This window comes from Streptomyces longwoodensis, assembly GCF_001514125.1.
Taxonomy (GTDB): domain Bacteria; phylum Actinomycetota; class Actinomycetes; order Streptomycetales; family Streptomycetaceae; genus Streptomyces; species Streptomyces longwoodensis.
On record NZ_KQ948556.1, the window covers coordinates 349985 to 375517 of the forward strand.

The 25533-nt window shown below is 72.9% G+C and carries 20 protein-coding genes; 10 read left to right on the plus strand and 10 right to left on the minus strand.

The annotated features are described in order from the left end of the window. Positions 1-337 precede the first annotated feature (337 nt). The 3 genes from AQJ30_RS23070 to AQJ30_RS23080 all read left to right on the plus strand — a co-directional run bounded on the left by AQJ30_RS23070 (position 338) and on the right by AQJ30_RS23080 (position 3177). On the plus strand, positions 338-970 hold the full coding sequence (locus AQJ30_RS23070; RefSeq protein WP_067237242.1) for a DUF6230 family protein: 633 nt from the start codon (positions 338-340) through the stop codon (positions 968-970). A gap of 118 nt (positions 971-1088) precedes the next feature. Further along, complete coding sequence (locus tag AQJ30_RS23075) at positions 1089-1736, plus strand: DUF6114 domain-containing protein (RefSeq protein ID WP_067237245.1); 648 nt, start codon at positions 1089-1091, stop codon at positions 1734-1736. Continuing rightward, on the plus strand, positions 1726-3177 hold the full coding sequence (locus tag AQJ30_RS23080) for a hypothetical protein (RefSeq protein ID WP_067237247.1): 1452 nt from the start codon (positions 1726-1728) through the stop codon (positions 3175-3177). The genes AQJ30_RS23075 and AQJ30_RS23080 overlap by 11 nt, the downstream gene beginning before the upstream one ends. A gap of 107 nt (positions 3178-3284) precedes the next feature. Here AQJ30_RS23080 and pyk read toward each other — a convergent pair whose 3' ends face one another. The 3 genes from pyk to pta form a co-directional block, all read right to left on the minus strand. Beyond that, on the minus strand, positions 3285-4715 hold the full coding sequence (gene pyk, locus AQJ30_RS23085) for a pyruvate kinase (protein ID WP_067237250.1): 1431 nt from the start codon (positions 4713-4715) through the stop codon (positions 3285-3287). Between the two features lie 73 nt (positions 4716-4788). Continuing rightward, entirely contained in the window at positions 4789-6000 is a 1212-nt protein-coding gene (locus AQJ30_RS23090; RefSeq protein ID WP_067237253.1) for an acetate kinase, read from the minus strand. Continuing rightward, complete coding sequence (gene pta, locus AQJ30_RS23095) at positions 5997-8087, minus strand: phosphate acetyltransferase (RefSeq protein ID WP_067237256.1); 2091 nt, start codon at positions 8085-8087, stop codon at positions 5997-5999. Before pta ends, AQJ30_RS23090 begins: the two co-directional genes overlap by 4 nt. 190 nt (positions 8088-8277) lie before the next feature. Between pta and AQJ30_RS23100 the strand changes: the two genes are divergently transcribed. Next, complete coding sequence (locus tag AQJ30_RS23100; protein ID WP_067237259.1) at positions 8278-9303, plus strand: ATP-dependent 6-phosphofructokinase; 1026 nt, start codon at positions 8278-8280, stop codon at positions 9301-9303. A gap of 12 nt (positions 9304-9315) precedes the next feature. Here the strand turns inward: AQJ30_RS23100 and AQJ30_RS23105 are convergent, their stop codons facing one another. From AQJ30_RS23105 to AQJ30_RS23115, 3 genes are all read right to left on the minus strand, one after another. Continuing rightward, complete coding sequence (locus AQJ30_RS23105; protein WP_067237260.1) at positions 9316-10050, minus strand: DNA-binding protein; 735 nt, start codon at positions 10048-10050, stop codon at positions 9316-9318. A gap of 169 nt (positions 10051-10219) precedes the next feature. Next, positions 10220-10918, minus strand: a complete 699-nt coding sequence (locus AQJ30_RS23110) for a response regulator (protein ID WP_067237263.1) — start codon at positions 10916-10918, stop codon at positions 10220-10222. Then, the gene (locus tag AQJ30_RS23115) at positions 10915-12573 is read right to left on the minus strand and encodes a sensor histidine kinase (protein ID WP_067237265.1); all 1659 of its coding nucleotides are present in this window, start codon (positions 12571-12573) and stop codon (positions 10915-10917) included. Before AQJ30_RS23115 ends, AQJ30_RS23110 begins: the two co-directional genes overlap by 4 nt. A 142-nt stretch (positions 12574-12715) precedes the next feature. Here AQJ30_RS23115 and AQJ30_RS23120 point away from each other — a divergent pair, with 142 nt between their 5' ends. Next, entirely contained in the window at positions 12716-14137 is a 1422-nt protein-coding gene (locus AQJ30_RS23120; RefSeq protein WP_067237267.1) for a cation:dicarboxylate symporter family transporter, read from the plus strand. Positions 14138-14257: 120 nt separating this feature from the next. On the opposite strand, the gene AQJ30_RS23125 is transcribed toward AQJ30_RS23120, so the two are convergent. Continuing rightward, entirely contained in the window at positions 14258-14887 is a 630-nt protein-coding gene (locus AQJ30_RS23125) for a TetR/AcrR family transcriptional regulator (RefSeq protein WP_067237270.1), read from the minus strand. Positions 14888-15080: 193 nt separating this feature from the next. Here AQJ30_RS23125 and AQJ30_RS23130 point away from each other — a divergent pair, with 193 nt between their 5' ends. The 4 genes from AQJ30_RS23130 (at position 15081) to AQJ30_RS23145 (ending at position 20112) form a co-directional block, all read left to right on the plus strand. Next, complete coding sequence (locus AQJ30_RS23130; RefSeq protein ID WP_079084210.1) at positions 15081-16871, plus strand: MFS transporter; 1791 nt, start codon at positions 15081-15083, stop codon at positions 16869-16871. 108 nt (positions 16872-16979) lie between these two features. Continuing rightward, positions 16980-17366, plus strand: coding sequence for a MerR family transcriptional regulator (locus AQJ30_RS23135; protein ID WP_067237273.1), 387 nt, complete (start codon positions 16980-16982; stop codon positions 17364-17366). A gap of 2 nt (positions 17367-17368) precedes the next feature. Then, positions 17369-17683 (plus strand): thioredoxin family protein, encoded by a 315-nt coding sequence (locus AQJ30_RS23140; RefSeq protein WP_067237276.1) that lies wholly within the window; start codon positions 17369-17371, stop codon positions 17681-17683. A gap of 191 nt (positions 17684-17874) precedes the next feature. Beyond that, positions 17875-20112, plus strand: a complete 2238-nt coding sequence (locus AQJ30_RS23145) for a HelD family protein (RefSeq protein WP_067237279.1) — start codon at positions 17875-17877, stop codon at positions 20110-20112. A 67-nt stretch (positions 20113-20179) separates the two neighbouring features. Here the strand turns inward: AQJ30_RS23145 and glgB are convergent, their stop codons facing one another. Then, the gene (glgB, locus tag AQJ30_RS23150; protein ID WP_425424169.1) at positions 20180-23101 is read right to left on the minus strand and encodes a 1,4-alpha-glucan branching enzyme; all 2922 of its coding nucleotides are present in this window, start codon (positions 23099-23101) and stop codon (positions 20180-20182) included. Between glgB and AQJ30_RS39455 the strand changes: the two genes are divergently transcribed. Continuing rightward, positions 23082-23471: a hypothetical protein gene (locus tag AQJ30_RS39455; protein WP_159052352.1), complete on the plus strand. Its 390-nt coding sequence runs from the start codon at positions 23082-23084 to the stop codon at positions 23469-23471. The two genes, glgB and AQJ30_RS39455, sit on opposite strands and share 20 nt — an antisense overlap. A gap of 14 nt (positions 23472-23485) precedes the next feature. Here the strand turns inward: AQJ30_RS39455 and AQJ30_RS23160 are convergent, their stop codons facing one another. Both AQJ30_RS23160 and AQJ30_RS23165 read right to left on the minus strand, forming a co-directional pair. Further along, complete coding sequence (locus AQJ30_RS23160) at positions 23486-24874, minus strand: maltokinase N-terminal cap-like domain-containing protein (RefSeq protein WP_067237285.1); 1389 nt, start codon at positions 24872-24874, stop codon at positions 23486-23488. 111 nt (positions 24875-24985) lie between these two features. Continuing rightward, on the minus strand, positions 24986-25533 hold a 548-nt coding region (locus AQJ30_RS23165), incomplete at its 5' end, for an alpha-glucosidase C-terminal domain-containing protein (protein WP_211279062.1).

Below are 25533 nucleotides of genomic sequence, written 5' to 3' on the forward strand. Positions count from 1 at the left end.
CCACGCTCGGTCCCTTCCCGCACCCGACCGCCAATCGGGCCACGGGACTTCCTGGGTCCCCACCGGGCAGAGCCGACGACTGTGGAGCCGGCTCTTGGACAGGGGGGTCTTCGCCCACCGCGAAGCCTGTCCTCAAAGGTTGTGCGTGATGCGTGTCAGGCGCGACCAGTGGATGTCGCTCGGGGGTGATCGCCGGTGATTCGGGCGCGGTACACGTGCCTCCGAGAGCGGGCGCTCCCCTTCCCGAGGACGTAGCACTTCTCCCATCCCTGCCCGGCCGAGCCGCCGTCCCGGGGGCGAGCCGGCGCAGGAGATGTACGTCCGAGAAGGAGGAAATATGGAGTCCCAGGTGCGTGGCGGGACCAGATGGAAGCGGTTCGCTGTGGTCATGGTGCCCAGCGTTGCCGCCACCGCGTGCATAGGCATCGCCCTCGCGCAGGGCGCGCTCGCCGCGTCGTTCAGCGTGTCCGGGCAGTCGTTCAAGGTCTCGGCCGACAAGCTCGTCGGCACGGGCTTCTCGCAGTACGGCGCCATCGACTCGGGCTACACGCTCGACGGCAAGAAGACGGCTCACCCCGTCGCCGTCTCGGCGTTCAAGTCCGCGTCGATCACCAACATGTGCCAGTCGGTCGTCACGCCGAACATCCCGCTGCTCGGCTCGGTCAGCCTCACGCTGAAGGCCGGCGGGGGCGGCACGCCGGTCGAGGCGGAGAACCTCTACATCGACGTCGAGGACCTGAGCGCCGACGCGACGTTCAAGGGCATCGACATCGGTGTGGCCGGCAAGGACCTCAGCAAGGGTCCGGGCATCAAGGACGGCGACAGCGCCAACCCCTACGGCTTCGCCCAGCAGGCGGAGTCGGCCACGCTGACCGACGTGAAGCAGACGGCGTGGGCGACCACCGCCGGAACCTTCAAGCTCAGCGGCCTGAAGATGTCGCTGTCGACGGGTGTCAAGGAGTGCTACTAAGCACCTCCTGACGGGCGGGGGAGCCGGTGGCGCCCCCGCCCGTCCACTCTCCCCCCGGGGGAGTCCCACGCACCCCCTCCCACCACCACAGCAACGCCGCACCAGGGAGCTGTTTTCCATGAGCGCCGAGACTCCTGCCGCATCCGGCCAGTTCGCCCGCCGGAGGCTGCAGTTCCGCGCCTGGCGGGGCACGCGGCCGTTCTGGGCCGGCCTGTTCGTCCTCCTCGGCGGACTCCCCATCGCCTACTTCCCGTACGCCCACCTCCAGGTCGGGCACCTGACGCTGGCGATGGCCACCACCGCGGGCGCCGGCTCCCTGATCATCGGCGTGCTGCTGGTCGTCCTGGGCATCAGCCTGTGGTTCCAGAAGCACGTACGGGTCTTCGCGGGCACCGCGGCGATCCTGCTGGCCCTGGTGTCCATCCCCGTCTCCAACCTCGGCGGCTTCCTGATCGGCTTCCTGCTCGCCCTCGTCGGCGGCGCGATGGCCATCTCCTGGTCGCCGGGCGCACCGCCCGCGCCGGAGGGCCCGGGGTCCGCGTACACGGCGGGCGGCGCCCCCGAAGGCGCGATCCCCCCGGCCGGTCCGGGAGTTCCCCCGGCGGCGCCGTACGACGCACCGCAGCAGCAGCAGCCGGCCGTCGACTTCGGCAAGCCCGCGCACGACGACGCGGGTCCCACCCAGGCCCACCCGGCCCTGGGGGCGCACGATCTGTCAGGAACGAGCCCGGCCAACGGGGCGAACGGGAGGCACAGTGCCGGCTGACGAGGTGACCCACGGGACCGAGGTGGACGTGTCCCGTGAGAGAACCGGGCCCCGCCACGCGGCACCCAAGAAGCCGCTGTTCACCAGGTTCCACGTGCCGGCCGGCAAGGCGATAGCCCTGGCCGCGATGCCGACCGCCGTCCTCATGGGGATGGGCTTCACGCCCACGCTCGCCAACGCCGACGACCAGCCGGCCTCCAAGAGCCTCACCGTGGACGAGTACAAGGACTGCGTGGCCGCCCTCACGGGCGCGAGCGCCTCCGCCTCGCCGTCGCCGTCCGCCTCCGCCAGCGAGAGCCCCTCCGCGGACTCGCAGGACGGCAAGGACGGTTCCGCCGGGTCGCAGGACGGCTCGGACACCTCGGCCGGCTCCGCGTCGGGTGCGTCGGGTTCCTCGGGCACGTCGGGTTCGTCGGATTCAGGTTCCGACGACACCGCAGCGCCCCGCCCGTCCGCCACCTCCGAGGCGCCGAAGACGACCGAGAAGTCCTCGACGGGCTCGACCGGTTCGTCCTCCGGCACGTCCGGTGCGGCGGACGCCTCGCCCAGCCCCTCGGCGACCCAGAACGACGGCAACCTGCTCGACACCATCGGCGACGCCCTGGGCGGCCTGCTCACCGGCGGCTCCGACTCCTCGTCCACCGCGACCCCCTCGCCGTCCGAGACCTCTCCGGCGAGCGGCGGCGGCAGCGGTGACACGACGCCGGGGTCCACCGGCTCGTCCGGGGCCGCGAGTTCGTCGGGCTCCTCGGGCTCCTCGGGTTCCGCGGGTACGTCCGGCTCCTCGGGCTCCGGCTCGTCCGCCGGTTCGTCCACGGGCAACGGCTCCGTCAAGGACACCACGGACGCCGTCACCGACAAGGTGAAGGACGCCGCCAAGGACGCCAAGGACAAGAAGGACGCCACCGACTCCCCGAGCCCCTCGAGTTCGGCGAGTCCGTCGGAGAGTGCCTCCGCCGACGCCCAGGACTGTCCCGCCGCCACCGACGACGAGGGCGGCGTCGACAACAAGCTCCTGGTGCCGGACGACCCGTGGTACCTGGAGGCCAGCTCCCTGCTGCTCAAGGGCGCCGACTACCAGGGCGTCGTCGAGGTGCGCACCGCCAACGGCACCAAGAAGAAGGCGCTCAAGTACGTCATCTCCGGCGGCACCGACATCGGCGACCTGCACCAGCTGGTCAAGGACAAGCAGTCCGGCAGGACGTACCACGTCCAGGCCGGCAAGGGCACCACGTCCACGATCCGCGACGGCGACACGGTGATGTACACCGAGAGCATCTCGGGCAACCTGTTCGGCCTGATCCCGGTCACGTTCACCCCGGACAGCCCGCCGCCGCTGAACATCCCGCTGATCTACTTCACCAACGTGAAGGTCACCCAGGCCGGCCAGTTCGGCGGCACCCTGCACATCCCCGGACTGCACCAGTACGCGACCGGCTGAGCCGTCCCCCAGGACCCGTTCGGGAGCCGCACCACGCCTGAGGGCGCCCCCTGGATTCCAGGGGGCGCCCTCAGCGCCGTACGGAAGGGCCCGCGGCCCGCGGGGGGTCAGTCGCGGCCGGTGCTGCCCAGGTGGTGGACCCGGACCATGTTGGTGGTGCCGGCGACGCCGGGGGGCGAACCCGCGGTGATGATCACGACGTCGCCCTCGCTGAACCGGCCCAGCTTGACGACCTCCTGGTCCACCAGGTCGACCATCTCGTCGGTGCTGTTGACGAACGGCACCACGTGCGGCTCCACGCCCCAGCTGAGCGTCATCTGGTTGCGGGTGCCCTCGTCCGTGGTGAACGCGATGATCGGCTGGGCCGCGCGGTAGCGGCACAGCCGGCGCGCGGTGTCGCCGGACTGGGTGAAGGCGATCAGGGCCCGGCCGCCGAGGAAGTCGGCGATCTCGCAGGCCGCGCGGGCGACCGAACCGCCCTGCGTGCGCGGCTTCTTGCCCGGCACGAGCGGCTGCAGGCCCTTGCTCAGCAGCTCCTCCTCGGCCGCCACGACGATCTTCGACATCGTCCGGACGGTCTCGATCGGGTACGCGCCCACGCTCGACTCGGCGGACAGCATGACCGCGTCGGCGCCGTCCAGGATCGCGTTGGCCACGTCGGAGGCCTCGGCGCGGGTCGGACGGGAGTTGGTGATCATCGACTCCATCATCTGGGTCGCCACGATCACCGGCTTGGCGTTGCGCCGGCACAGCTCGATCAGGCGCTTCTGCACCATGGGGACCTTCTCGAGCGGGTACTCGACGGCCAGGTCGCCACGGGCGACCATCACGCCGTCGAACGCCATCACGACGTCCTCCATGTTCTCCACCGCCTGCGGCTTCTCCACCTTGGCGATGACGGGGACGCGGCGGCCCTCCTCGTCCATGACCCGGTGGACGTCGGCGACGTCCTTGGCGTCCCGGACGAAGGACAGGGCGACCAGGTCGCAGCCCATGCGGAGGGCGAAGCGCAGGTCCTCGACGTCCTTCTCGCTCAGCGCGGGCACGTTGACGGCCGTGCCGGGCAGGTTGATGCCCTTGTGGTCGGAGACGACACCGCCCTCGATGACGATGGTCCGCACCCGCGGGCCCTCGACGTCCAGGACCTTCAGCTCGACGTTGCCGTCGTTGATGAGGACCTGGTCGCCCCGGGCGACGTCGCCGGGCAGACCCTTGTAGGTGGTGCCGCAGATCGTCTTGTCGCCCGGCACGTCCTCGGTGGTGATGGTGAACTCGTCACCGCGCACCAGCTCGACGGGGCCCTCGGCGAAGGTCTCGAGACGGATCTTGGGGCCCTGGAGGTCGGCGAGCACACCGATGGCCCGGCCCGTCTCCTTGGCGGCGGCACGGACCCGGTCGTACCGGCCCTGGTGCTCGGCGTGGGTGCCGTGGCTGAAGTTGAAGCGGGCCACGTTCATGCCCGCCTCGATCAGCGCGACGAGCTGTTCATGGGAGTCGACCGCGGGGCCGAGAGTACAGACGATTTTCGAACGGCGCATGGGGCGATCCTATCGGTTTGTTTCGCTCCGGAATATTCCGTCTGGCGGAAGGTACAAATGGGCGTGCTGGTGCTCAGGTGTTCTTTCCGACCAGCGCATAGGTCTGTGTCGCGATCTCCAGTTCCTCGTCCGTCGGCACCACGGCGACCGCCACCCGCGCGGTGTCGGGCGAGACGATCCGCGGCCGGTCCCCGCGCACGGCGTTGCGCTCCGGGTCCACCGCGAGGCCCAGGCCCTCCAGGCCCGCGACGGCCGCCTCCCGCACCGGGGCCGCGTTCTCACCGACCCCGGCGGTGAACGCCACCGCGTCCACCGTGCCGAGCACCGCGTAATAGGCGCCGATGTACTTCTTCAGCCGGTGCACGTAAATGTCGAAGGCGAGCGCGGCGGCCTCGTCGCCCTCGTCGATCCGCCGGCGGATCTCCCGCATGTCGTTGTCCCCGCACAGACCGAACAGCCCGCTCCTCTTGTTGAGGAGAGTGTCGATCTCGTCCATGGACATTCCGCCAACGCGCGCCAAATGGAAGATGACCGCCGGATCCAGATCACCGGAGCGCGTACCCATCACCAGTCCCTCCAAGGGCGTCAACCCCATGGAGGTGTCCACGCACCGGCCGCCCCGCACGGCCGACGCGGACGCGCCGTTGCCCAGGTGCAGCACGATCACGTTGACGTCCTCGGGCGCCCGGCCCAGCAGCTCGGCGGTCGCCCGGGAGACGTACGCGTGCGAGGTGCCGTGGAAGCCGTAGCGGCGGATGCGGTGCCGGTCGGCGATCCTCGGGTCGATCGCGTAGCGCGCCGCCGACTCCGGCATGGTGGTGTGGAACGCCGTGTCGAACACCGCGACCTGCGGCAGGTCCGGGCGCAGCGCCCGCGCGGTGCGGATGCCGGTGAGGTTGGCCGGGTTGTGCAGGGGCGCGACCGGGATCAGCCGCTCGATCTCGGCGATCACCGCCTCGTCGATGACGGTGGGCTCGGTGAAGAACATCCCGCCGTGCACCACCCGGTGCCCGATCGCGGCCAGGTCGGGTGAGTCCAGGCCGAGGCCGTCCCGGGAGAGCTCCTGCGCGACGGCCTTCAGCGCGGCGTCGTGGTCGGCGATCGGCCCGTCGGCCTCCCGGGCGTCCCCGCCGGACGCCAGCGGGGTGTGCTTCAGGCGGGAGGTCTGCTCGCCGATCCGCTCGACGAGGCCCGCCGCCAGCCGGCTGCTGTCGCGCATGTCGAGCAGCTGGTACTTCAGCGACGAGGAGCCGGAGTTGAGGACGAGGACGCGGGTGGCGGTCACTGCTGGGCTGCCTTCTCGAGCGGGGACTGGGCCTGGATCGCCGTGATGGCGACGGTGTTGACGATGTCCTGGACGAGGGCGCCCCGGGAGAGGTCGTTGACCGGCTTGCGCAGACCCTGCAGCACCGGTCCGACCGCGATCGCGCCGGCCGAGCGCTGCACGGCCTTGTAGGTGTTGTTGCCGGTGTTCAGGTCCGGGAAGATCAGCACGCTCGCCTGCCCGGCGACCTCCGAGCCCGGCAGCTTGGTCGCCGCGACGGTCGGCTCCACGGCCGCGTCGTACTGGATCGGCCCCTCGATCTTCAGGTCGGGCCGGCGCCCCCGCACCAGCTCCGTCGCCTCGCGCACCTTGTCGACGTCCGCGCCGGAGCCGGACGTGCCGGTCGAGTACGACAGCATCGCGATGCGCGGCTCCACGCCGAACTGCTCGGCCGTCGCCGCCGACTGGATGGCGATGTCGGCGAGCTGCCGGGCGTCCGGGTCGGGGTTCACCGCGCAGTCGCCGTAGACGAGCACCTTGTCCGCCAGGCACATGAAGAACACCGACGAGACGATCGACGCCTCCGCCTTGGTCTTGATGATCTCGAACGCGGGCCGGATCGTGGCCGCCGTGGAGTGCACCGACCCCGACACCATGCCGTCGGCCAGGCCCTCCTGGACCATCAGCGTGCCGAAGTAGTTCACGTCGGCGACCACGTCGTGGGCCAGCTCCACGGTCACGCCCCGGTGGGCGCGCAGCGTCGCGTACCGCTCGGCGAAGCGGTCGCGCAGCTCGCTGGTGGCCGGGTCGATCAGCTCGCAGTCGCCCAGGTCGATGCCCAGGTCGGCGGCCTGCTTGCGGATCCGGTCGACCGGGCCCAGCAGGGTCAGGTCGCACACCCCGCGGCGCAGCAGCACCTCCGCCGCGTGCAGCACCCGCTCCTCGGTGCCCTCCGGCAGCACGACCCGCCGCCGGTCCGCGCGGGCCCGCTCCAGCAGCTTGTGCTCGAACATCATCGGCGTGACCCGGTCGCTGCTCGGCGCCGAGACCCGCCGCAGCAGGTCGGTGGTGTCGACGTACCGCTCGAACAGGCCGAGCGCGGTCTCCGCCTTGCGCGGGGTGGCCGCGTTCAGCTTGCCCTCCAGGGAGAACAGCTGCTCGGCGGTGGGGAAGCTGTTGCCGGGCACCGACAGCACCGGCGTGCCCGGGGCGAGCCGGGCCGCAAGGGTGAGGATGGCGTCGCCCGGCACCTCGTCCAGGGTGAGCAGCACCCCGGCGATCGGCGGGGTGCCGGCGCTGTGCGCGGCCAGTGAGCCCACCACCAGGTCGGCCCGGTCGCCGGGGGTGACGACCAGGCAGCCGGGGGTCAGGGCGGCGAGGAAGTTCGGCAGCATCGCCCCGCCGAACACGAAGTCCAGCGCGTCCCGCGCCAGCCCCGAGTCGTCGCCGAGCACCACCCGCGCGCCCAGCGCGTGGCCGATCTGGGCGACGGTCGGCGCGGACAGCGCGGGCTCGTCGGGCAGCACCCAGCAGGGGACCGGCAGCCGGCCGGCGAGCCGCTCGGCGAGGGCGTCCCGGTCCTCGCGGGCCACCCGGTTGGCGACCATGGCGAGGACGTCGCAGCCCAGGCCGTCGTAGGCGCGGAAGGCGTTGCGGGTCTCGGCCAGCACCGACTCGGCGCTCTGCTTGCGGCCGCCGACCACCGGAACCACCGACGCACCGAACTCGTTGGCCAGCCGGGCGTTCAGGGACAGCTCGTCCGGCAGCTGGGTGTCGGCGAAGTCGGTGCCGAGGACGAGCACCACGTCGTAGTCCCGGGCGACCAGGTGGAACCGCTCGACCAGCGTGGACACCAGCTCGTCGGTGCCCTGCTCGGCCTGGAGGACGGACGCCTCCCGGTAGTCCATGCCGTAGACGGTCGCCGGGTCCTGGGACAGCCGGTAGCGCGCACGCAGCAGGTCGAACAGCCGGTCCGGGCCGTCGTGGACGAGCGGGCGGAAGACGCCCACCCGGTCGACCTGCCGCGTCAGCAGTTCCATGACCCCCAGCTCGACGACCTGGCGGCCGTCGCCGCGGTCGATGCCGGTGACGTACACGCTGCGCGTCACGTGAGCTCTCCGTTCCCTCTCCGTCACGAAAATCGCCCACCGGGGCGAGCAGAACCCTCTTGACAGTACCCCCGGGCCCGGTTAAGGCGCCCGTCAGTGCCGGGCCGGTGGCCCGCCGCACCGGCCCCGCGGGCATGAAACAATCGGTCGCGGCTCACCGGTACTCACAGCGAGCAGGAGACACAGCACGATGCGCATCGGAGTTCTCACCGCAGGCGGCGACTGCCCCGGCCTGAACGCAGTGATCCGGTCGGTCGTGCACCGAGCGGTCGCCCACTACGGCGACGAGGTGATCGGCTTCGAGGACGGCTACGCGGGCCTGCTCGACGGCCGGTACCGCGGCCTGGACCTCAACGCGGTCAGTGGCATCCTGGCCCGCGGCGGCACCATCCTCGGCTCCTCCCGGCTGGAGCGCGACCGGCTGCGCGAGGCCTGCGAGAACGCCTCCGACATCGTCCGGGACTTCGGCATCGACGCGCTCATCCCGATCGGCGGCGAGGGCACGCTGACCGCCGCGCGCATGCTGTACGACGCGGGCCTGCCAGTCGTCGGCGTCCCGAAGACGATCGACAACGACATCTCCTCCACGGACCGCACCTTCGGCTTCGACACCGCCGTCGGCGTCGCCACCGAGGCGATGGACCGCCTGAAGACGACCGCCGAGTCCCACCAGCGCGTGATGGTCGTCGAGGTCATGGGCCGCCACGCCGGCTGGATCGCCCTGGAGTCCGGCATGGCCGCCGGCGCCCACGGCATCTGCCTGCCGGAGCGCCCCTTCGACCCGGCCGACCTGGTCGCGATGGTCGAGGAGCGCTTCGCCCGCGGCAAGAAGTTCGCCGTGATCTGCGTCGCCGAGGGCGCCCACCCCGCCGAGGGCACCATGGACTACGGCAAGGGCGAGATCGACCAGTTCGGCCACGAGCGCTTCCAGGGCATCGGCACGGCCCTGGCGTACGAGCTGGAGAAGCGGCTCGGCAAGGAGGCCCGCCCGGTCATCCTCGGGCACGTCCAGCGCGGCGGCACGCCCACCGCCTACGACCGGGTCCTCGCCACCCGCTTCGGCTGGTACGCGGTGGAGGCGGCGCACCGGGGCGAGTTCGGGCGGATGACCGCGCTGCGCGGCACCGACATCGTGATGGTGCCGCTGGCGGAGGCGGTCACGGAGCTGAAGACGGTGCCCAAGGACCGCATGGACGAGGCGGAGTCGGTCTTCTAGGAACTCCGTCCCTCAGGCTTCGTACGGGTCCGGGGCGCCCTCGGCCCCGGCGGTCGACCAGAAGGTCGCGACGATCCCGTCGAGGTACGCGCGTCCCGCGGCGCTGGAGTCGGCGGTGCCGCCGCCCCAGCTCAGGGTGGCGGCCATGTGCCCCTGGTAGTCCTGGTGCAAGTCCTGGAGGGTGTCCTCCAGGACCCGCCGGTCCAGCGGCACGATCCGCGCCACCGGACGCACGTACGCCTGCCAGCGCGACTGGACGGCCCGGCGCAGCAGTTCGGCGAGCTGCTCCTCCCGGCCGGTGACGGCCACCAGGTCCGGCAGGGACAGCGCGAGGACCCCGGCGAGGGCGGCCGTCTGCCGCTCGGTGCCGCGCCACGGTCCGCCCTCCTCCGCCCGCAGGTACGCGGCGAGCGGCAGCCCGGCCGCCCGGGCGACGTCCTCGGGGGCCAGGGAGCGGGCGACGCGGTGTTCGCGCAGGGTCCGGGGCCGGCCGATGAGTTCGCCGGGGGAGCACCACAACACCCCGGCCAGCGCGGTGAGTTCGGAGCTGCCCGGGGTGAGCGCGCCGCGCTCCCAGGCCATCACCAGGTCCGGGGTGGCGTGGGCGAGGCCGTAGGAGACCCGCAGGCCGTGGGCGACGTGGTCGGGGCCCATGCCGAGTGCCGCGCGCAGGCGCCGGGCGGCGAGGCCGTCGAACGGCGGGCCCGGCACGGGCGGTGGGGACGGGTGGGGTGAGGGTCGGTGCACGGGGCCACCGTAGGGGCGCCCCCGAGGGGTGACTACGGTCCGTTCCCCCACAATCACCGCTTGGAGGAACGTACGGCGGCGCGCGGCCGGCGGTGTGCGTCCCCTGTCTCGGGGCCGGGTCGGCGGCGTGCGTCCCGCGTCCCGGTGTCCGGCCCCCGCTCGTCGCGGTTCAGCGTCCCGCGCCGGACCCCGGCACCCACCGGTACACCAACTCCGGCCGCCCCACCTGCCCGTACAGCGGCTTGCGTTCGGCGCGGCCCGCCTCCACCAGGTGCTCCAGGTAGCGGCGGGCGGTGATCCGGGAGATGCCCACCGCCTCGGCGACCCCGGCCGCCGTCATCCCCTCCGCCGCCTGGCGCACCGCTCCCGTCACCCGCTCCAGCGTCGGCCCGCTGAGCCCCTTGGGCAGCGCCACCGGGCCGGGGGCGCGCAGGGCCGCCAGCGCGCGGTCCACCTCGTCCTGGCCGCTCGCCTCGCCGGCCGCGCCGCGGAACTCGGCGTAGCGCACCAGCCGGTCCCGCAGCGTCGCGAAGGTGAAGGGCTTGAGCACGTACTGCACCACGCCCAGCGAGACGCCCTCGCGCACCACGGCCAGGTCGCGCGCGGAGGTCACCGCGATGACGTCCGCGTGGTAGCCGGCCGCCCGCAGCGAGCGCGCCAGGTGCAGGCCGTGCCCGTCCGGCAGGTGCAGGTCGAGCAGCAGCAGGTCGACCTCCGTGCGGTCCAGCATCCGCCGGGCCTCCGCGCCGGTGTGCGCCTTCCCGACCGCGACGAAGCCCGGTACCCGGCCCACGTACAGCACGTGCGCGTCCGCGGCCACCGGGTCGTCCTCGACGACCAGGACCCGGATCGGCTGTCCACCCGTCATGCGCCGCCTCCGCCCACCCGCGCGGCGGGAACGGCCGCCCGCAACGGCAGCCGCACCACGAACTCGGCGCCGCCCCCCTCGGCCCCGGCCACCGACAGGTCCCCCGCGTGCCGGTGCACGGCCTGCCGCACCAGGGCGAGCCCGAGGCCCCGGCCCCCCGGGCCGGACGGCTTGGTGGAGAAGCCGCGCTGGAAGACCAGGTCGGTGTGCCCGCCGTCCACCCCGGGCCCGGTGTCGGCGACCTTCAGCACCAGCTCCCCGCCGGCACCGCCCGCCCCGGCCGTCGGCTCCGTCGCGTACGCCGTCACCGTGACCCGGGCCCGGGTGCTGCCCTGGGCCGCGTCCACCGCGTTGTCGATGAGGTTGCCGAGGATCGTCACCAGGTCCCGGGCCGACAGGCTCGCCGGGAGCACGCCGTCGTCGAGGCGGCTGTCCCCGGACACCACCAGCTCCACACCCCGCTCGTTGGCCTGGGCCGTCTTGCCCAGCAGCAGGGCGGCCAGCACCGGTTCGCTCACCGCCGCGACCACCTGGTCGGTGAGCGCCTGCGCCAGCTCCAGCTCGGCCGTGGCGAAGTCGACCGCCTCCTCGGCGCGGCCCAGCTCGATCAGGGAGACCACCGTGTGCAGGCGGTTGGCCGCCTCGTGGGCCTGGGAGCGCAGGGCCTGGGTGAAGCCCCGCTCGGAGTCCAGCTCGCCCATGAGGGACTGCAGCTCGGTCACGTCCCGCAGGGTCGCCACGGTGCCGCGGCGCTCGCCGCCCGACACCGGGGAGGTGTTGACCACCAGCACCCGGTCGGCCGTCAGGTGCACCTCGTCCACCCGCGGCTCCGACGACAGCAGCGCCCCGGTCAGCGGCGCGGGCAGCCCGAGGTCCGCGACCGAGCTGCCGACCACGTCGCCCGCCACGCCCAGCAGCTCCCGCCCGCCGTCGTTGATCAGCGCCACCCGGAACTGCCCGTCCAGCATCAGCAGTCCCTCGCGCACCGCGTGCAGGGCCGCCTGGTGGTAGTCGTGCATGCGGCTCAGCTCGGTGGCGTTCATGCCGTGGGTGTGGCGCCGCAGCCGGGCGTTGACGACGTACGTCCCCACCGCGCCCAGCGCCAGCGCGCCCGCCGCCCAGCCGACCAGCGCCGTCACCTGGCCGCGCACCCGCTCGCTGATCGCCTCCACCTTGATGCCGGCGCTGACCAGGCCGACGATCCGCTTGTCGTCGTCCTCGACCGGGGTGACGGCGCGGACCGAGGCGCCCAGGGTGCCGGTGTAGGTCTCGGTGAACGTCTCGCCGCGCAGCGCGCGCCCGGTGTTGCCCAGGAAGTGCCGGCCTATCTCCGACGGCACCGGGTGCGTCCAGCGGATGCCCCGCGGGTCCATGATCGTGACGAAGTCGACGTCCGTGTCCCGCATGACCCGCAGCGCGTACGGCTGGAGCTGCGCGCTGGGGTGCGGGGTGCGGATCGCCGCGCGGACCGAGGGGGAGTCGGCCACCGCCCGGGCCACCGCGGTCGCCTGCCGGCCGGCCGCGTCCTGCGCCTGCCGCTGGTCGCTGACGTACATGAACAGCGCGTATCCCGCGACGACGGCCGCGATGAGCACGGCCTGCACGGCGAACAGCTGGCCGGCCAGGCTGCGGGGCCGGGGGACGGGGATGCGCATGGAGGTCAGTGTGCCCCTGACCTCGGCCGCGCACTAAATGGCCTGCGGTGTGAACTCAATGAACGGAAGGGTGACCGCTCTCACAGGGGCCGACATAGTCCTGGCTATCTCCCACAGCCCGGACGTGAGCCGCACGCCGGTGATGCCGACGAAGACGTCAAGGAGGGCAGCCGTGGCCGCCAGCACCCCCGATACGGCACCAGCCGCTCCCGCCGCCCGGCGGGACCGCACCCACTACCTGTACATCGCGGTGATCGTCGCGGTCGCCCTCGGCATCGCCGTCGGCCTCGCCGCTCCGGACTTCGCCGTGGAGCTGAAGCCGATCGGCACCGGGTTCGTGAACCTGATCAAGATGATGATCTCGCCGATCATCTTCTGCACGATCGTGCTGGGCATCGGGTCGGTCCGCAAGGCCGCGAAGGTCGGTGCCGTCGGCGGCATCGCGCTGGCCTACTTCCTGGTGATGTCGCTGGTCGCGCTCGCCATCGGCCTGGTCGTCGGCAACATCCTGGAGCCCGGCACCGGGCTCGCCGTCACCGACGCCGTGAAGGAGACCGGCCAGGCGCAGGTCTCGCCGGAGGCCAAGGACACCACCGAGTTCCTGCTCGGCATCATCCCGACCACGATCGTCTCCGCGTTCACCGAGGGCGAGGTGCTGCAGACCCTGCTGGTCGCCCTGCTCTGCGGCTTCGCGCTGCAGGCCATGGGCAGCGCCGGGCAGCCGGTCCTGCGCGGCGTCGAGCACATCCAGCGGCTGGTCTTCCGCGTCCTGGCCATGATCATGTGGGCGGCCCCGATCGGTGCGTTCGGCGCCATGGCCGCGGTCGTCGGCTCGGCCGGCGTGGACGCGCTGAAGAGCCTCGCGGTGCTGATGCTCGGCTTCTACCTGACCTGCTTCCTCTTCGTGTTCGTCGTCCTCGGCGCGCTGCTGCGGGTGGTCGCCGGGCTCAACGTGCTCACCTTCTTCAAGTACCTGGGCCGTGAGTTCCTGCTGATCCTGTCCACCTCCTCCTCCGAGTCGGCGCTGCCGCGCCTCATCGCGAAGATGGAGCACCTGGGCGTCAGCAAGCCCGTCGTCGGCATCACCGTGCCGACCGGCTACTCCTTCAACCTCGACGGCACCATGATCTACATGACCATGGCGTCCCTGTTCATCGCCGACGCCATGGGCACGCCGATGTCGGTCGGCGAGCAGATCCCGCTGCTGCTGTTCCTGCTGGTGGCCTCGAAGGGCGCCGCCGGTGTCACCGGCGCCGGCCTGGCGACCCTGGCCGGCGGTCTGCAGTCGCACAAGCCCGCCCTGGTGGACGGCATCGGCCTGATCGTCGGCATCGACCGCTTCATGAGCGAGGCCCGCGCGCTGACCAACTTCGCGGGCAACGCCATCGCGACGGTGCTGGTCGGCACCTGGACCAAGGAGATCGACAAGGAGCGCGTCGGGCGCGTCCTCGCCGGTGACCTGCCCTTCGACGAGAAGACCCTGCTCGACGAGCACGCCGGGGCACCCGCCACGGACGCCCCCGGGCAGCACGAGGACGGCGAGAAGGAACTCGCCCGCGCCTGACCCTCCGGGCGCCCCCGGACCCACCTGACCTCCGCGCCCCCGGACGCCCGACCCTCCCGACTCCGGATGCCCGGCCCCGCCTGAACCGGGGCCGGGCATCCGGCTTTCCGCCACTAGGGGTCACCGGGGCAGCGCCCCGCTCACCTCCGTCACCAGGTCCGAGGCCGTCGCGGCGGGGACGCCCGCCGCCGTCAGGACCGTGACCGCCGCGGAGCGGCCCGCCTCCTGCGTGCTCAGCAGGCCGTCGTTCACCGCCTCCATCAGGGCGAACAGGATCTGCTCGTGCACGTACGCGAGCGCCGGCGCGGGCAGGGCCGAGGCGAAGACGCCCTGGTCGAGGCCCTGCTGGAGCAGGCGCACGCTGTTCGCCCGCACGGGGGAGAGGCGTTCGCGGATGCCCTGCATGGTGACCGTGCGCTGGGCCAGCGCGACCAGCAGGCGGTAGCGGTCGGCGATCTCCCAGACCGACAGCACGGAGCGGGCCACCGCCTCGGCCGGGTCGGCCACGCCCTCGCGGCCCGCGGCGTGCGCGGACGCCAGCGCCTCCACCGCGTCGTCGACGAGCGTGCTGATCAGCGCCTCCCGGCTCGGGAAGTGGCCGTACACCGTGCGCCGTACGACACCGGCGGCGCGCGCGATGTGGTCCATGGACGCGTCGGGGTCGCGCAGCAGCTCGGCGAGGGCGACGTCGAGGATGCGGCGCCGGTTGAGGTCGGCGCGGCTGGTGTTACCCGTGGTCATGACGGCCATTGTGCCCGTCCGTGGCCGAGGCACCCCCCTCGCCGCCTCCCCCCTCCCGCGTCGCGCCCTCGCCCGCACCCCCTCGACTTGCACAGTACTGTGCAACAGGCGTACATTGCACAGTGTTGTGCAATTACACACTTGTGTGCACTCATCGGCGGCACCCCGCCGTGTACCCGTTTCGAGGAAGGCGATCCCTGCCATGCGACTCGTCGCGAAGGAACCGGTCGAGAGGATGGAAGGGCCCTATGCCCGGCGCTGGTGGGCCCTGCTCGTCCTCTGCCTGAGCCTGCTGATCATCGTCATGGCGAACACCGCCCTGACGGTCGCCGCGCCCGACATGACCGCCGACCTGGGCCTGTCCAGCGCCGACCTGCAATGGGTCATCGACGGCTACACCGTCCCGTACGCGGCGCTGATGCTGCTGCTGGGCGCGATCGGCGACAAGTACAGCCGGCGCGGGGCGCTGGTCCTCGGGCTCCTGGTGTTCGCCGGCGGGTCCGTCGGCGGCTGGCTGGCCGACAGCTCGACGCAGGTCATCGCGGCCCGCGCGGTGATGGGCGTCGGCGCGGCCCTCATCATGCCCGCCACGCTCTCCCTGCTCGCCGCGACCTTCCCGCGCGCCGAGCGCGCCAAGGCCATCACCCTGTGGACCGCCACCGCCGGCCTCGCCATCGCCGCCGGCCCGCTGGTCGCCGGGGCGCTCCTGGAGAACCACGGCTGGTCCTCCACGTTCCTCATCAACGTGCCGGTCGCGGCCGTCGGCCTGGTCGGCGCGTTCGTCCTCGTCCCGCCGTCCCGGGCCGGCCACCACGACCGCATCGACTACGTCGGCGGACTGCTGTCGGTGGTCTGGATCGGCTCGCTGGTCTACATGATCATCGAGGGGCCGCACTTCGGCTGGGGCGCCAAGGCCGTCACCGCGGCGGTCGTCGCGGGCGTGGGCCTGGCCGCGTTCGTCCTGTGGGAGCTGCGCCACCCGCACCCCGTGCTGGACGTGCGCCGCTTCGCCGACCGCCGCTTCGCGGGCTCCAACCTCGCCGTGGCGCTGTTCTTCCTCGCCGTCTTCGGCGCCTTCTACTACCTGACCCAGCACCTGCAGTTCGTCCTCGGCTACGACGCCTTCGACACCGGCCTGCGCATGCTGCCGCTGGCCGGCGCGGTCTTCGTCGGCTCGGCCCTCACCGGCTACCTCACCCCGCGGGTCGGCATGAAGTGGACGGTCACCGCGGGCATGGTCGGCGGCACGGTCGCCCTGGCCCTGCTCACCCGGGTCGACGCCGGGTCGTCGTACGGCGACTTCCTCGCCCCGCTGATCGTGCTGGGCCTGGCCATCGGCCTCGCGCTGTCGCCCTGCACCGACGCCATCATGGGCGCCTTCCCGGAGTCCGAGCTGGGCGTCGGCGGCGCCGTGAACGACACCTCGCTGGAGCTCGGCGGCTCGCTCGGCATCGCGATCCTCGGCTCCCTGCTCGGTACGTCGTACTCCGACCACCTCGGGGACGCGGCCCGGGGCGCCGACCTGCCTGCCGGCACCCTCGCCACCGCCCAGGACTCGGTGGGCGCCGGGTACGCCGTCGCCGAGGGCGTCGGGCACAAGGCGCAGCAGCTGGCGGCGCAGGCCGCGCAGGCCACCGACCCGCAGCAGGCGGCCCAGCTGAAGGGCCAGGCCGACCACCTGGCCGGGGCCGCCCGGCAGATGACCGACGCGGTCGCCTCCTCCTTCTCCGACGCGGTCGCCCACACCAGCCTGGTCGGCGCGGTGATCCTCGGCGCCGGCACGCTCCTGGTCGCCCTGCTGCTGCCCCGCAAGGCCCGCCAGGAGGGGACGGCCGACGCGGCACGGGCCGGGGACACGGACCAGGACCCGGCACCGGCCGGGGACGCGGGCCCGGGCGCCGCGCGGGACGAGGACCGGAACGAGGACCCGGACGAGGGCAGCGCCGACGGCGCCGTGTCCGACGAGCGGACCGGCTCCGCCCGCCGCCGCTGAACTGGCCGGTCCCGCCCCCTGGAGGTGACGGAGGCCGCGGACGAGCGCTGACCTCCCCGGCGCTCGTCCCTTGCCTTGACGTCGGCGTCAAGCCGTACCGTCGGGGACATGCGAATCGGCGAACTGGCCGCACGGACCGGCACCACGACGCGGACGCTGCGCTACTACGAGTCGCGCGGTCTGCTGCCCGCGCGGCGCGACGACCTGGGACACCGGACCTACGACGAGGGCGACGTGAAGCTGCTGCGGCAGATCCGCACGCTCCAGGACTTCGGGTTCGACCTGGAGGAGACGCGGCCGTTCGTGGAGTGCCTGCGGGCCGGGCACCCGGAGGGTGACTCCTGTCCGGCCTCGCTGGCGGTCTACCGGCGCAAGCTCGCCGAGCTCGACGCGCTGATCGGGGAGCTGCAGGCGGTGCGGGCGACGATCGCCGTGCGGCTGGCGTCGACCGACGGCGAGCCACCGTTGTGCGAACTGGGAGGGCAGGAACTGTGAGCGTGACCGAGGTGACGGACGCCGATTTCTCGGCGCAAGTGATCGACTCTGAATTGCCGGTGCTGGTGGAGTTCACCGCCGACTGGTGCCCGCCGTGCCGGCAGATGGGGCCGGTGCTCAAGGCCCTCGCCGCCGAGGAGGGGGACCGGCTGAAGGTCGTCCAGCTGAACGTGGACGCCAATCCGACGACCACCAACCACTACAAGGTGCTCTCCATGCCGACCTTCATGGTCTTCCGGGCCGGGGAGCCGGTGAAGGCGATGGTGGGCGCCCGGCCGAAGCGACGGCTGCTCGCGGAGATCGAGGACGCCCTCTGATTCATGCGAGGCACCCCCGTCCCGGGCCGGGACGAAAGGAATCCCCCGGACGCCAATTGCGTCCGGGGGATTCCTTTGCGTATATTGAATGGTTCGCGACTTCGGACAATTCTGGTCGCGGAAAAGTTCAGTGACCACAGTATATCCGGCCGGGAGCGGAATTGTCAAACACCGAATTTCCAGACGGTGAAATGCGGGAAGAGCAGGAATTCATCGACGACCTGTACGCACGCGTGGACGCCCTGCGCGGTGACACCGAGGCCGGGGTCACGGACGCGCTCGCCCAGGGCAACACCCCCATGCAGGCCCGGCTCGAACGGGACATCCTGGTCGCCGAGCGCTCCGGGCTGCTGGCCGCGCTGAACGCCGTGGACGGCTCGCTGTGCTTCGGCCGGATCGACCTGACCTCCGGCACCACCCACCACATCGGCCGCATCGGGCTGCGCACCGACGACGCCGACCGCACCCCGGTCCTCATCGACTGGCGCGCCGACGTCGCCCGCCCCTTCTACCTGGCCACCGGCCACACCCCGCTGGGCTTGCGCCGCCGCCGGCACATCAGCACCCAGGGGCGCCGGGTCACCGCCCTGCACGACGAGATCCTCGACCTCGGCGACGCCACCCGCACCGGGTACGAGGACCCCACCGGCGACGCCGTGCTGCTCGCCGCGCTCGACTCCGCGCGCACCGGCCGGATGGGCGACATCGTGCAGACCATCCAGGCCGAGCAGGACGAGATCATCCGGGCGCCGCACCGGGGCGTGCTGGTCGTCGAGGGCGGTCCCGGCACCGGCAAGACCGCCGTCGCCCTGCACCGGGCCGCCTACCTCCTCTACGAGCACCGCGAGCTGCTCGCCAAGCGGGCCGTGCTCATCGTCGGGCCCAACCCCGCCTTCCTCGGCTACATCGGCGAGGTGCTGCCCTCCCTGGGCGAGACCGGTGTGCTCCTCGCGACCGTCGGCGAGCTGTACCCGGGGGTGCGCGCGACGGCGGCCGACACCCCGGAGGCGGCCGCCGTGAAGGGCCGCGCCGAGATGGCCGACGTCCTCGCCGCCGTCGTCCGCGACCGCCAGTGCCTGCCCGACCCGGTCCTCACCGTCGAGCACGACCGTGAGGTCCTGATGCTGGACGACGGCCTGGTCAACGTCGCCCGCGAACGCACCCGCGCCACCGGGCTGCCCCACAACGTGGCGCGCGAGTACTTCGAGGGCCACGTCCTCAACACCCTCACCGAGCTGTACGCCGAGCGCGTCGGCACCGACCCCTACGACGGCTCCAGCCTGCTCGACCCGAGCGACCTCACCCAGATCCGCGACGAACTCGCCGAGAACCCGGCGGTCTGGTCGGCCATCGACCAGCTGTGGCCGGTGCTCAGCCCGCAGCGGCTGGTCGCCGACTTCCTCGCCGCCCCCGAGGACCACCTCGACGACGCGGACGCGGCCGCCGTGCGTCGCCCGGTGACCCGCGCCTGGACCGTGGCCGACGTGCCGCTGCTCGACGAGGCCGCCGAACTCCTCGGCGAGGACGACCGCGCCGCCCGGGACCGCGCCGAGCGCGAGCGCTCCGCCCAGGTGGCCTACGCGCAGGGCGTGCTGGACGTCTCCTACGCCTCGCGCACCTACGAGTTCGAGGACAAGGAGGAGGACGACCCCGAGGGGTCCGAGGTGCTGTCCGCGCACGACATCATCGACGCCGAACGCTTCGCCGAGCGGCACGAGGAGGCCGACCACCGCAGCGCCGCCGAGCGGGCCGCGGCCGACCGCACCTGGGCCTTCGGGCACATCATCGTCGACGAGGCGCAGGAGCTGTCCCCGATGGCCTGGCGGCTGCTGATGCGGCGCAGCCCCACCCGGTCCATGACCCTGGTCGGCGATCCCGTGCAGACCGCCGAGGCGGCCGGCGTCGGCTCCTGGGAGGCCATCCTGGAGCCGTACGTGCAGGACCGCTGGGAGCACGCCCGGCTCGGCGTCAACTACCGCACCCCGGCCGAGATCATGGAGGTCGCCGCGGCGGTCGTGCGCGCCGCGCACCCCGGCTTCGAGCCGCCCGGCTCGGTGCGCTCCACGGGCGTACGGCCCTGGGCGCGCGCCACCGACGACCTGCCCGGCGCGGTCGCCAAGGCCGTCGAGGAACTGACCCCCGCCGAGGGCCGGCTCGCGGTGATCGCCCCGCGCGCCCTGCACCGCCGGCTCGCCGCCCGGCTGGACGGCGTGACCGCGGGCGCCGAGCCGGACCTGACCCGCACGGTGGTGCTGCTGGACCCCCGCCAGTCCAAGGGCCTGGAGTTCGACTCCGTGCTGGTGGTGGAGCCCGCCGCGTACGGCACCAGCGACCTGTACGTGGCCCTGACCCGGGCCACCCAGCGGCTCGGCGTCGTCCACACCGGGGACCTGCCCCCGGCCTTGGCCGGCGCGCTCGCCCAGCGGTGAACGGCGGGGGTGGGCACAGGGACGGCCGGGGAGCGCCGCGTGGTGCTCCCCGGCCGTCCCGGGCCCGTCAGGCGGGGCGCAGCCAGACCGTCGCCAGCGGGGGCAGGGTCAGGCGGATGCTCGCCGGGAGGCCGTGCCACGGGTGGGGCTCCGGCTTGACCGGGTGCGGGTTGGTGACGTCGCTGCCGCCGTAGCGGGCCTCGTCGGTGTTCAGGACCTCGTGCCAGGCCGGCACGTCGTCGGGGACGCCGAGCCGGTAGTCGGGGCGCACCACCGCGGCGAAGTTGCTGACCGCCAGCAGCGGGTTGCGGTCGGCGTCGTAGCGCAGGAACGCGATCACGTTGTCCTCGGACGCGTCGCCCGCCACCCACTGGAAGCCGGCCGGCTCGGTGTCCTGCTCCCACAGGGCCGGGGTGGCGCGGTAGACCCCGTTGAGGTCGCGGACCAGGTCCCGTACGCCGCGGTGGTCGGCCTCGGCGCCGTAGGCCGGGTCGAGCAGCCACCAGTCCGGGCCGTGCGCCTCGGACCACTCGGCGCCCTGGGCGAACTCCTGCCCCATGAAGAGCAGTTGCTTGCCCGGGTGGGACCACATGAAGCCGAGGTAGGCGCGGTGGTTGGCGCGCTGCTGCCACCAGTCGCCCGGCATCTTCGACACCAGCGAGCCCTTGCCGTGGACCACCTCGTCGTGCGAGATCGGCAGCACGTAGTTCTCGCTGTACGCGTACACCATCGAGAACGTCATCTCGTGGTGGTGGTACTTGCGGTGCACCGGCTCGTGACTCATGTACTGCAGCGAGTCGTGCATCCAGCCCATGTTCCACTTCAGGCCGAAGCCCAGCCCCCCGAAGCCGCTCGGGCCCCGGTGGTGGGTGGCCCGGGTGACGCCGTCCCACGCGGTGGACTCCTCGGCGACCGTCACCACGCCCGGGCAGCGCCGGTACACCGTGGCGTTCATCTCCTGCAGGAACGCCACCGCGTCCAGGTTCTCCCGGCCGCCGTGCTCGTTGGGCGTCCACTGGCCCGGCTCGCGCGAGTAGTCGAGGTAGAGCATCGAGGCGACCGCGTCCACGCGCAGCCCGTCGATGTGGAACTCCTGGCACCAGTACACCGCGTTGGCGACCAGGAAGTTGCGCACCTCGCGGCGCCCGAAGTCGAACTCCAGCGTGCCCCAGTCGGGGTGGGCCGCCCGCAGCGGGTCCTCGTGCTCGTACAGCGGGCGCCCGTCGAACTCGGCCAGCGCCCACGCGTCGCGCGGGAAGTGCGCCGGCACCCAGTCCATCAGGACGCCGATGCCGGCCTGGTGGAGCCGGTCGACCAGGTACCGGAAGTCGTCCGGGGTGCCGAGCCGGGCCGTCGGCGCGTAGAAGCCGGTGACCTGGTAGCCCCAGGAGCCGCCGAAGGGGTGCTCGGCGACCGGCATCAACTCCACGTGCGTGAAGCCGAGTTCCTTCACATAGGCGGGCAGCTGCTCGGCCAGCTGGCGGTACGTCAGACCGGGCCGCCAGGACGGCAGGTGCACCTCGTAGATGGACAACGGCGCCTGGTGCGCGGGGCGTTCGGCGCGCCGCGCCAGCCACTCGGCGTCGTCCCACTCGTACTGCGAGGACGTCACGATCGACGACGTGGCCGGCGGGACCTCGGTACGGCGGGCCAGCGGGTCGGCGCGCAGGGTGTGCGAGCCGTCGGGCCGGGCGATGTCGAACTTGTACAGCTCGCCCTCGCCGATCCCGGGCACGAACAGCTCCCACACGCCCGAGGAGCCCAGCGAGCGCATCGGATGGCCGGTGCCGTCCCAGAAGTTGAAGGTGCCGGCCACCCGCACGCCGCGCGCGTTCGGCGCCCACACCGAGAAGCGGGTGCCGCGCACGCCCTCGTGGGTCATCGGGTGGGCCCCGAGCACCGTCCACAGGTCCTCGTGCCGGCCCTCGCCGATCAGGTGCAGGTCCAGCTCGCCGAGCGTGGGCAGGAAGCGGTAGGCGTCCTCGACCTCCTGGACCGTGTCCTCGTACGTCACCACGAGCCGGTACGCCGGCACCTCGCGCAGCGGCAGCACGCCGGAGAAGAACCCGTCGCCCTCGTCGTGCAGGTCGGCCCGCACCTCACCGGCCAGCACGGCGACCGCCCGCGCGTACGGCCGGAACGCCCGGAAGACGATCCCGTCCTCCACCGGGTGGGCGCCGAGCAGCCCGTGCGGGTCGTGGTGCGTCCCGGTCAGCAGCCGGTCGCGGTCGTAGGCGGTGAGCGCGGGCGGGGCGGTGGCCTCGACGGGGGTGGGGTCGGCGGCGACGGCAGGAGCGGGCGCCGAGTCGTCCACCACGGCGGGCACCGGCTCGGCCGCGACGGCCGGCGTCGGCTCGGCCGCGGTCGGCGCGGGCACCGGCTCCGCCGTGACGGTCGGCGTCGGCTCGGCCGCGGTGGTCGTGGGCTCGGGTGCCACGGGCGGCGCTGCCGCCGCGGCCGCCGTGGCCGTGGTCTTCCTGGCCGTCGTCGCCTTCCCGGTCGTCGTCTTCTTGACCGGTGTCGCCTTCGTGGCCGTGGTCTTCTTGACCGTCGTCGCCTTTGTGGCCGTTACCTTCTTGGCCGGTGTCGCCTTCTTCGCCGCCGCGGCCTTCTTCGCCGTCGTCGCCTTCTTCGCGGGGGCCTTCTTGGCGGGCGCCTTCTTCACGGCCGCCGGCCCGGCGGCCGTCTCCTCGGCCACCGGCTCCTGTGCGGCGGGCGCCTTCCGGGTGGCGGCTTCCTTCACCGCGGCGGCCTTGCGGGCGGCGGTCTCCTTCACGGCGGCCGTCGTCCTGGCGGCCGTCTCCTTCACCGCGGCCGTCCCCTTGGCGGCCGCCTCCTTCGCCAGTGCCGCCGTCTCCGCGACCGGGTCCGTGGTCCCGGCCGGAGCCTTCTTCGCCGTCGTCGCCTTCTTCGCCGGGGCCTTCTTGACCGCCGCCTTCTTCGCGACCGCCTCCTTGGCCGCCGCCTTCTTGGCCACCGCCTTCTTCACGGTCGCCGTCTCCCCGGCCGCCGCCTTCACGGCGGTCCGCTTCGCCGCCGTGGTGGTGGTCTTCGCGGCCGTCTTCCCGGCCGCGGGCGCCGCGGCCTTCGCCGCGGTCGTCTTCTTCGCGACCGCCGCCGTCTTCCTGGCCGCGGCCTTCTTCGCGACCGCCTTCTTCGCCACCGCCTGCTCGGCGGGCTCCGCCGGCACCGCGGAGCCCGCGGTCTTCGAGGGTTTCGCGGTCTTCGCCGGCTGCACGGCCTTCGCGATCTTCTCGGCTGTCTTCTTGACCGCCGCCTTCTTCGAGTCCTTCGGGTTCGAGCCGCTGGACGAGGGGCTGGGAGTCACGGACGAAGCCTCCTGGGCGAAGCTGAGATGACGGCTGGGGAACGGCTAGGACGGGTCGGACGCGGCGAGCCGCCGCACCGCGGACAGCGGCACGGGGAGCCAGTCGGGACGGTGACGGGCCTCGTAGACGACCTCGTACACCGCCTTGTCGGTCTCGAAGGCCCGCAGCAGCACCGGGTCGGTGCGCGGGTCCACGCCGGAGACCTCGGCGTACCCGGAGCAGTACGCGGCGCGGCAGGCCGCCGCCCAGCCGGGCGCCGGGCTCTCCGCCGAGTGGGCCGCGTAGTCGAAGGAGCGCAGCATCCCCGCGACGTCCCGCTCGATCGGCTGCGGCATCCGCCGCTCGGCCAGCGGGCGGGCCGGTTCGCCCTCGAAGTCGATCAGCGACCACTCGCCGGACGCCGACCGCAGGCACTGCCCGAGGTGCAGGTCGCCGTGCACGCGCTGCGCGGTCCAGGTGTGGCCCTCGGCCGCGAGGTCGGCGAGCGCCGTGTAGGCGGTGCGCAGGCCGGGTGCGTACGGCCGCAGCGCCGGGACGGCCTGCGCGGCCTGCTCCAGCCGCTCGACCATGCCGGCCACCAGCGGGTCCATGTGCGCGTGGCCCAGGGTGGTGGTGGGCAGGGCCCGGGCCAGCGCGGTGTGCACCTCCGCCGTGGCCCGTCCGAGCGCCCGTGCCTCCCCGGCGAAGTCCTCGTCCTTGGCGAGCCGGCGCAGCGCCAGCTCCCAGCCGTCCGCCGCGCCCTGCACGAACGGCTGGAGCACGCCCAGGACGTACGGCTCGCCGCCGAGCTCGGCCTGCATCCACGCGGTCGGCGGCGGTACCCGGCGGACGCCCTCGCGGGCCAGCGCCAGGGGCAGCTCCAGGTCCGGGTTGATGCCGGGCACCACGCGGCGCAGGAGCTTCAGGATGAACGTATCTCCATAGATGACGGACGAGTTCGACTGCTCGGACGTCACCCGGCGGGGCACGAGCCCCGCCCGTATCTCCTGGGTCGGGTCCCGGTCGCAGCGCAGGGCGCCGATCCGCGCGCCGGAGCGCAGGGCCTCGAGCAGTACCTCGGCGGGCCGGGTGTCGTACAGCGCGTCGTAGATCGTGGTGCCGGCCAGCGGGCCCTCGGTGACGTGGCCGATGAGCGCGGGTGCGAGGTGCGGGGGCAGGGCCTCGCGGGCCCCGATGAGCAGCTGGTAGCAGTCGCCGGGCAGCGTGCCCTGGTGCGGGGCGCCCTGGTGGGCGCGCACCAGCAGGTGGTGCAGGCCCAGCGGGCCGCCGGCCGGCAGCAGCTCGGTGGCCGCGACGAGCGAGAAGCCCGTGACGGGCCGTCCCTTGCCGGCGAACCAGCGCTGCCGCGGCAGCCACTCCCGCAACAGCGGGTCGAGTGACGCGAGGAGGCCGGGGCCCGTCGTCAGGGTACGAGTGGTGACCGTTTCCGCCATGGCGTCACGTCCCTTCCCGGGGCGGTAGGGGGTGTTACTAGTGCGTGCCCCGGGCAGGGCGGAGGAAACCGCCCTGCCCCGGGTCCGTGCCTGTGAGGTGGGTCCCTCGCCCTACGCGCCTTCCCGGCGCAGCCGGAACCAGTAGAAGCCGTGGCCCGCCAGGGTGAGCAGGTAGGGCAGGTCACCGATCGCCGGGAACCGCACCCCGCCGAACAGCTCGGTGGGATGACGGCCGTGGAACCGGCTGAGGTCCAGCTCGGTGGGCTGGGCGAAGCGGGAGAAGTTGTGCACGCACAGCACGAGGTCGTCCTCGTACTCCCGCAGGAACGCCAGCACAGCCGGGTTCGACGACGGCAGCTCGGTGTAGCTGCCGAGGCCGAACGCCGGGTTCTGCTTGCGGATCTCGATCATGCGGCGGGTCCAGTGCAGCAACGACGAGGGCGAGGACATCGACGCCTCGACGTTGGTGACCTGGTAGCCGTAGACCGGGTCCATGATCGTGGGCAGGTAGAGGCGGCCCGGGTCGCTGGAGGAGAAGCCGGCGTTGCGGTCGGGGGTCCACTGCATCGGAGTGCGCACCGCGTCGCGGTCGCCGAGCCAGATGTTGTCGCCCATGCCGATCTCGTCGCCGTAGTAGAGGATCGGCGAGCCGGGCAGCG

Excerpts from the sequence above, each read along its gene's own strand:
- pyk (WP_067237250.1), bottom strand. The coding sequence starts at position 4,715 with ATGCGCCGTTCGAAAATCGTCTGTACTCTCGGCCCCGCGGTCGACTCC.
- AQJ30_RS23115 (WP_067237265.1), bottom strand. The coding sequence starts at position 12,573 with ATGCGCATCCCCGTCCCCCGGCCCCGCAGCCTGGCCGGCCAGCTGTTC.
- AQJ30_RS23125 (WP_067237270.1), bottom strand. The coding sequence starts at position 14,887 with ATGGCCGTCATGACCACGGGTAACACCAGCCGCGCCGACCTCAACCGG.
- AQJ30_RS23070 (WP_067237242.1), top strand. The coding sequence starts at position 338 with ATGGAGTCCCAGGTGCGTGGCGGGACCAGATGGAAGCGGTTCGCTGTG.
- AQJ30_RS23120 (WP_067237267.1), top strand. The coding sequence starts at position 12,716 with ATGCCGACGAAGACGTCAAGGAGGGCAGCCGTGGCCGCCAGCACCCCC.
- AQJ30_RS23110 (WP_067237263.1), bottom strand. The coding sequence starts at position 10,918 with ATGACGGGTGGACAGCCGATCCGGGTCCTGGTCGTCGAGGACGACCCG.
- AQJ30_RS23100 (WP_067237259.1), top strand. The coding sequence starts at position 8,278 with ATGCGCATCGGAGTTCTCACCGCAGGCGGCGACTGCCCCGGCCTGAAC.
- AQJ30_RS23160 (WP_067237285.1), bottom strand. The coding sequence starts at position 24,874 with ATGGCGGAAACGGTCACCACTCGTACCCTGACGACGGGCCCCGGCCTC.
- AQJ30_RS23130 (WP_079084210.1), top strand. The coding sequence starts at position 15,081 with ATGCGACTCGTCGCGAAGGAACCGGTCGAGAGGATGGAAGGGCCCTAT.
- AQJ30_RS23145 (WP_067237279.1), top strand. The coding sequence starts at position 17,875 with ATGCGGGAAGAGCAGGAATTCATCGACGACCTGTACGCACGCGTGGAC.
- AQJ30_RS23135 (WP_067237273.1), top strand. The coding sequence starts at position 16,980 with ATGCGAATCGGCGAACTGGCCGCACGGACCGGCACCACGACGCGGACG.
- AQJ30_RS23075 (WP_067237245.1), top strand. The coding sequence starts at position 1,089 with ATGAGCGCCGAGACTCCTGCCGCATCCGGCCAGTTCGCCCGCCGGAGG.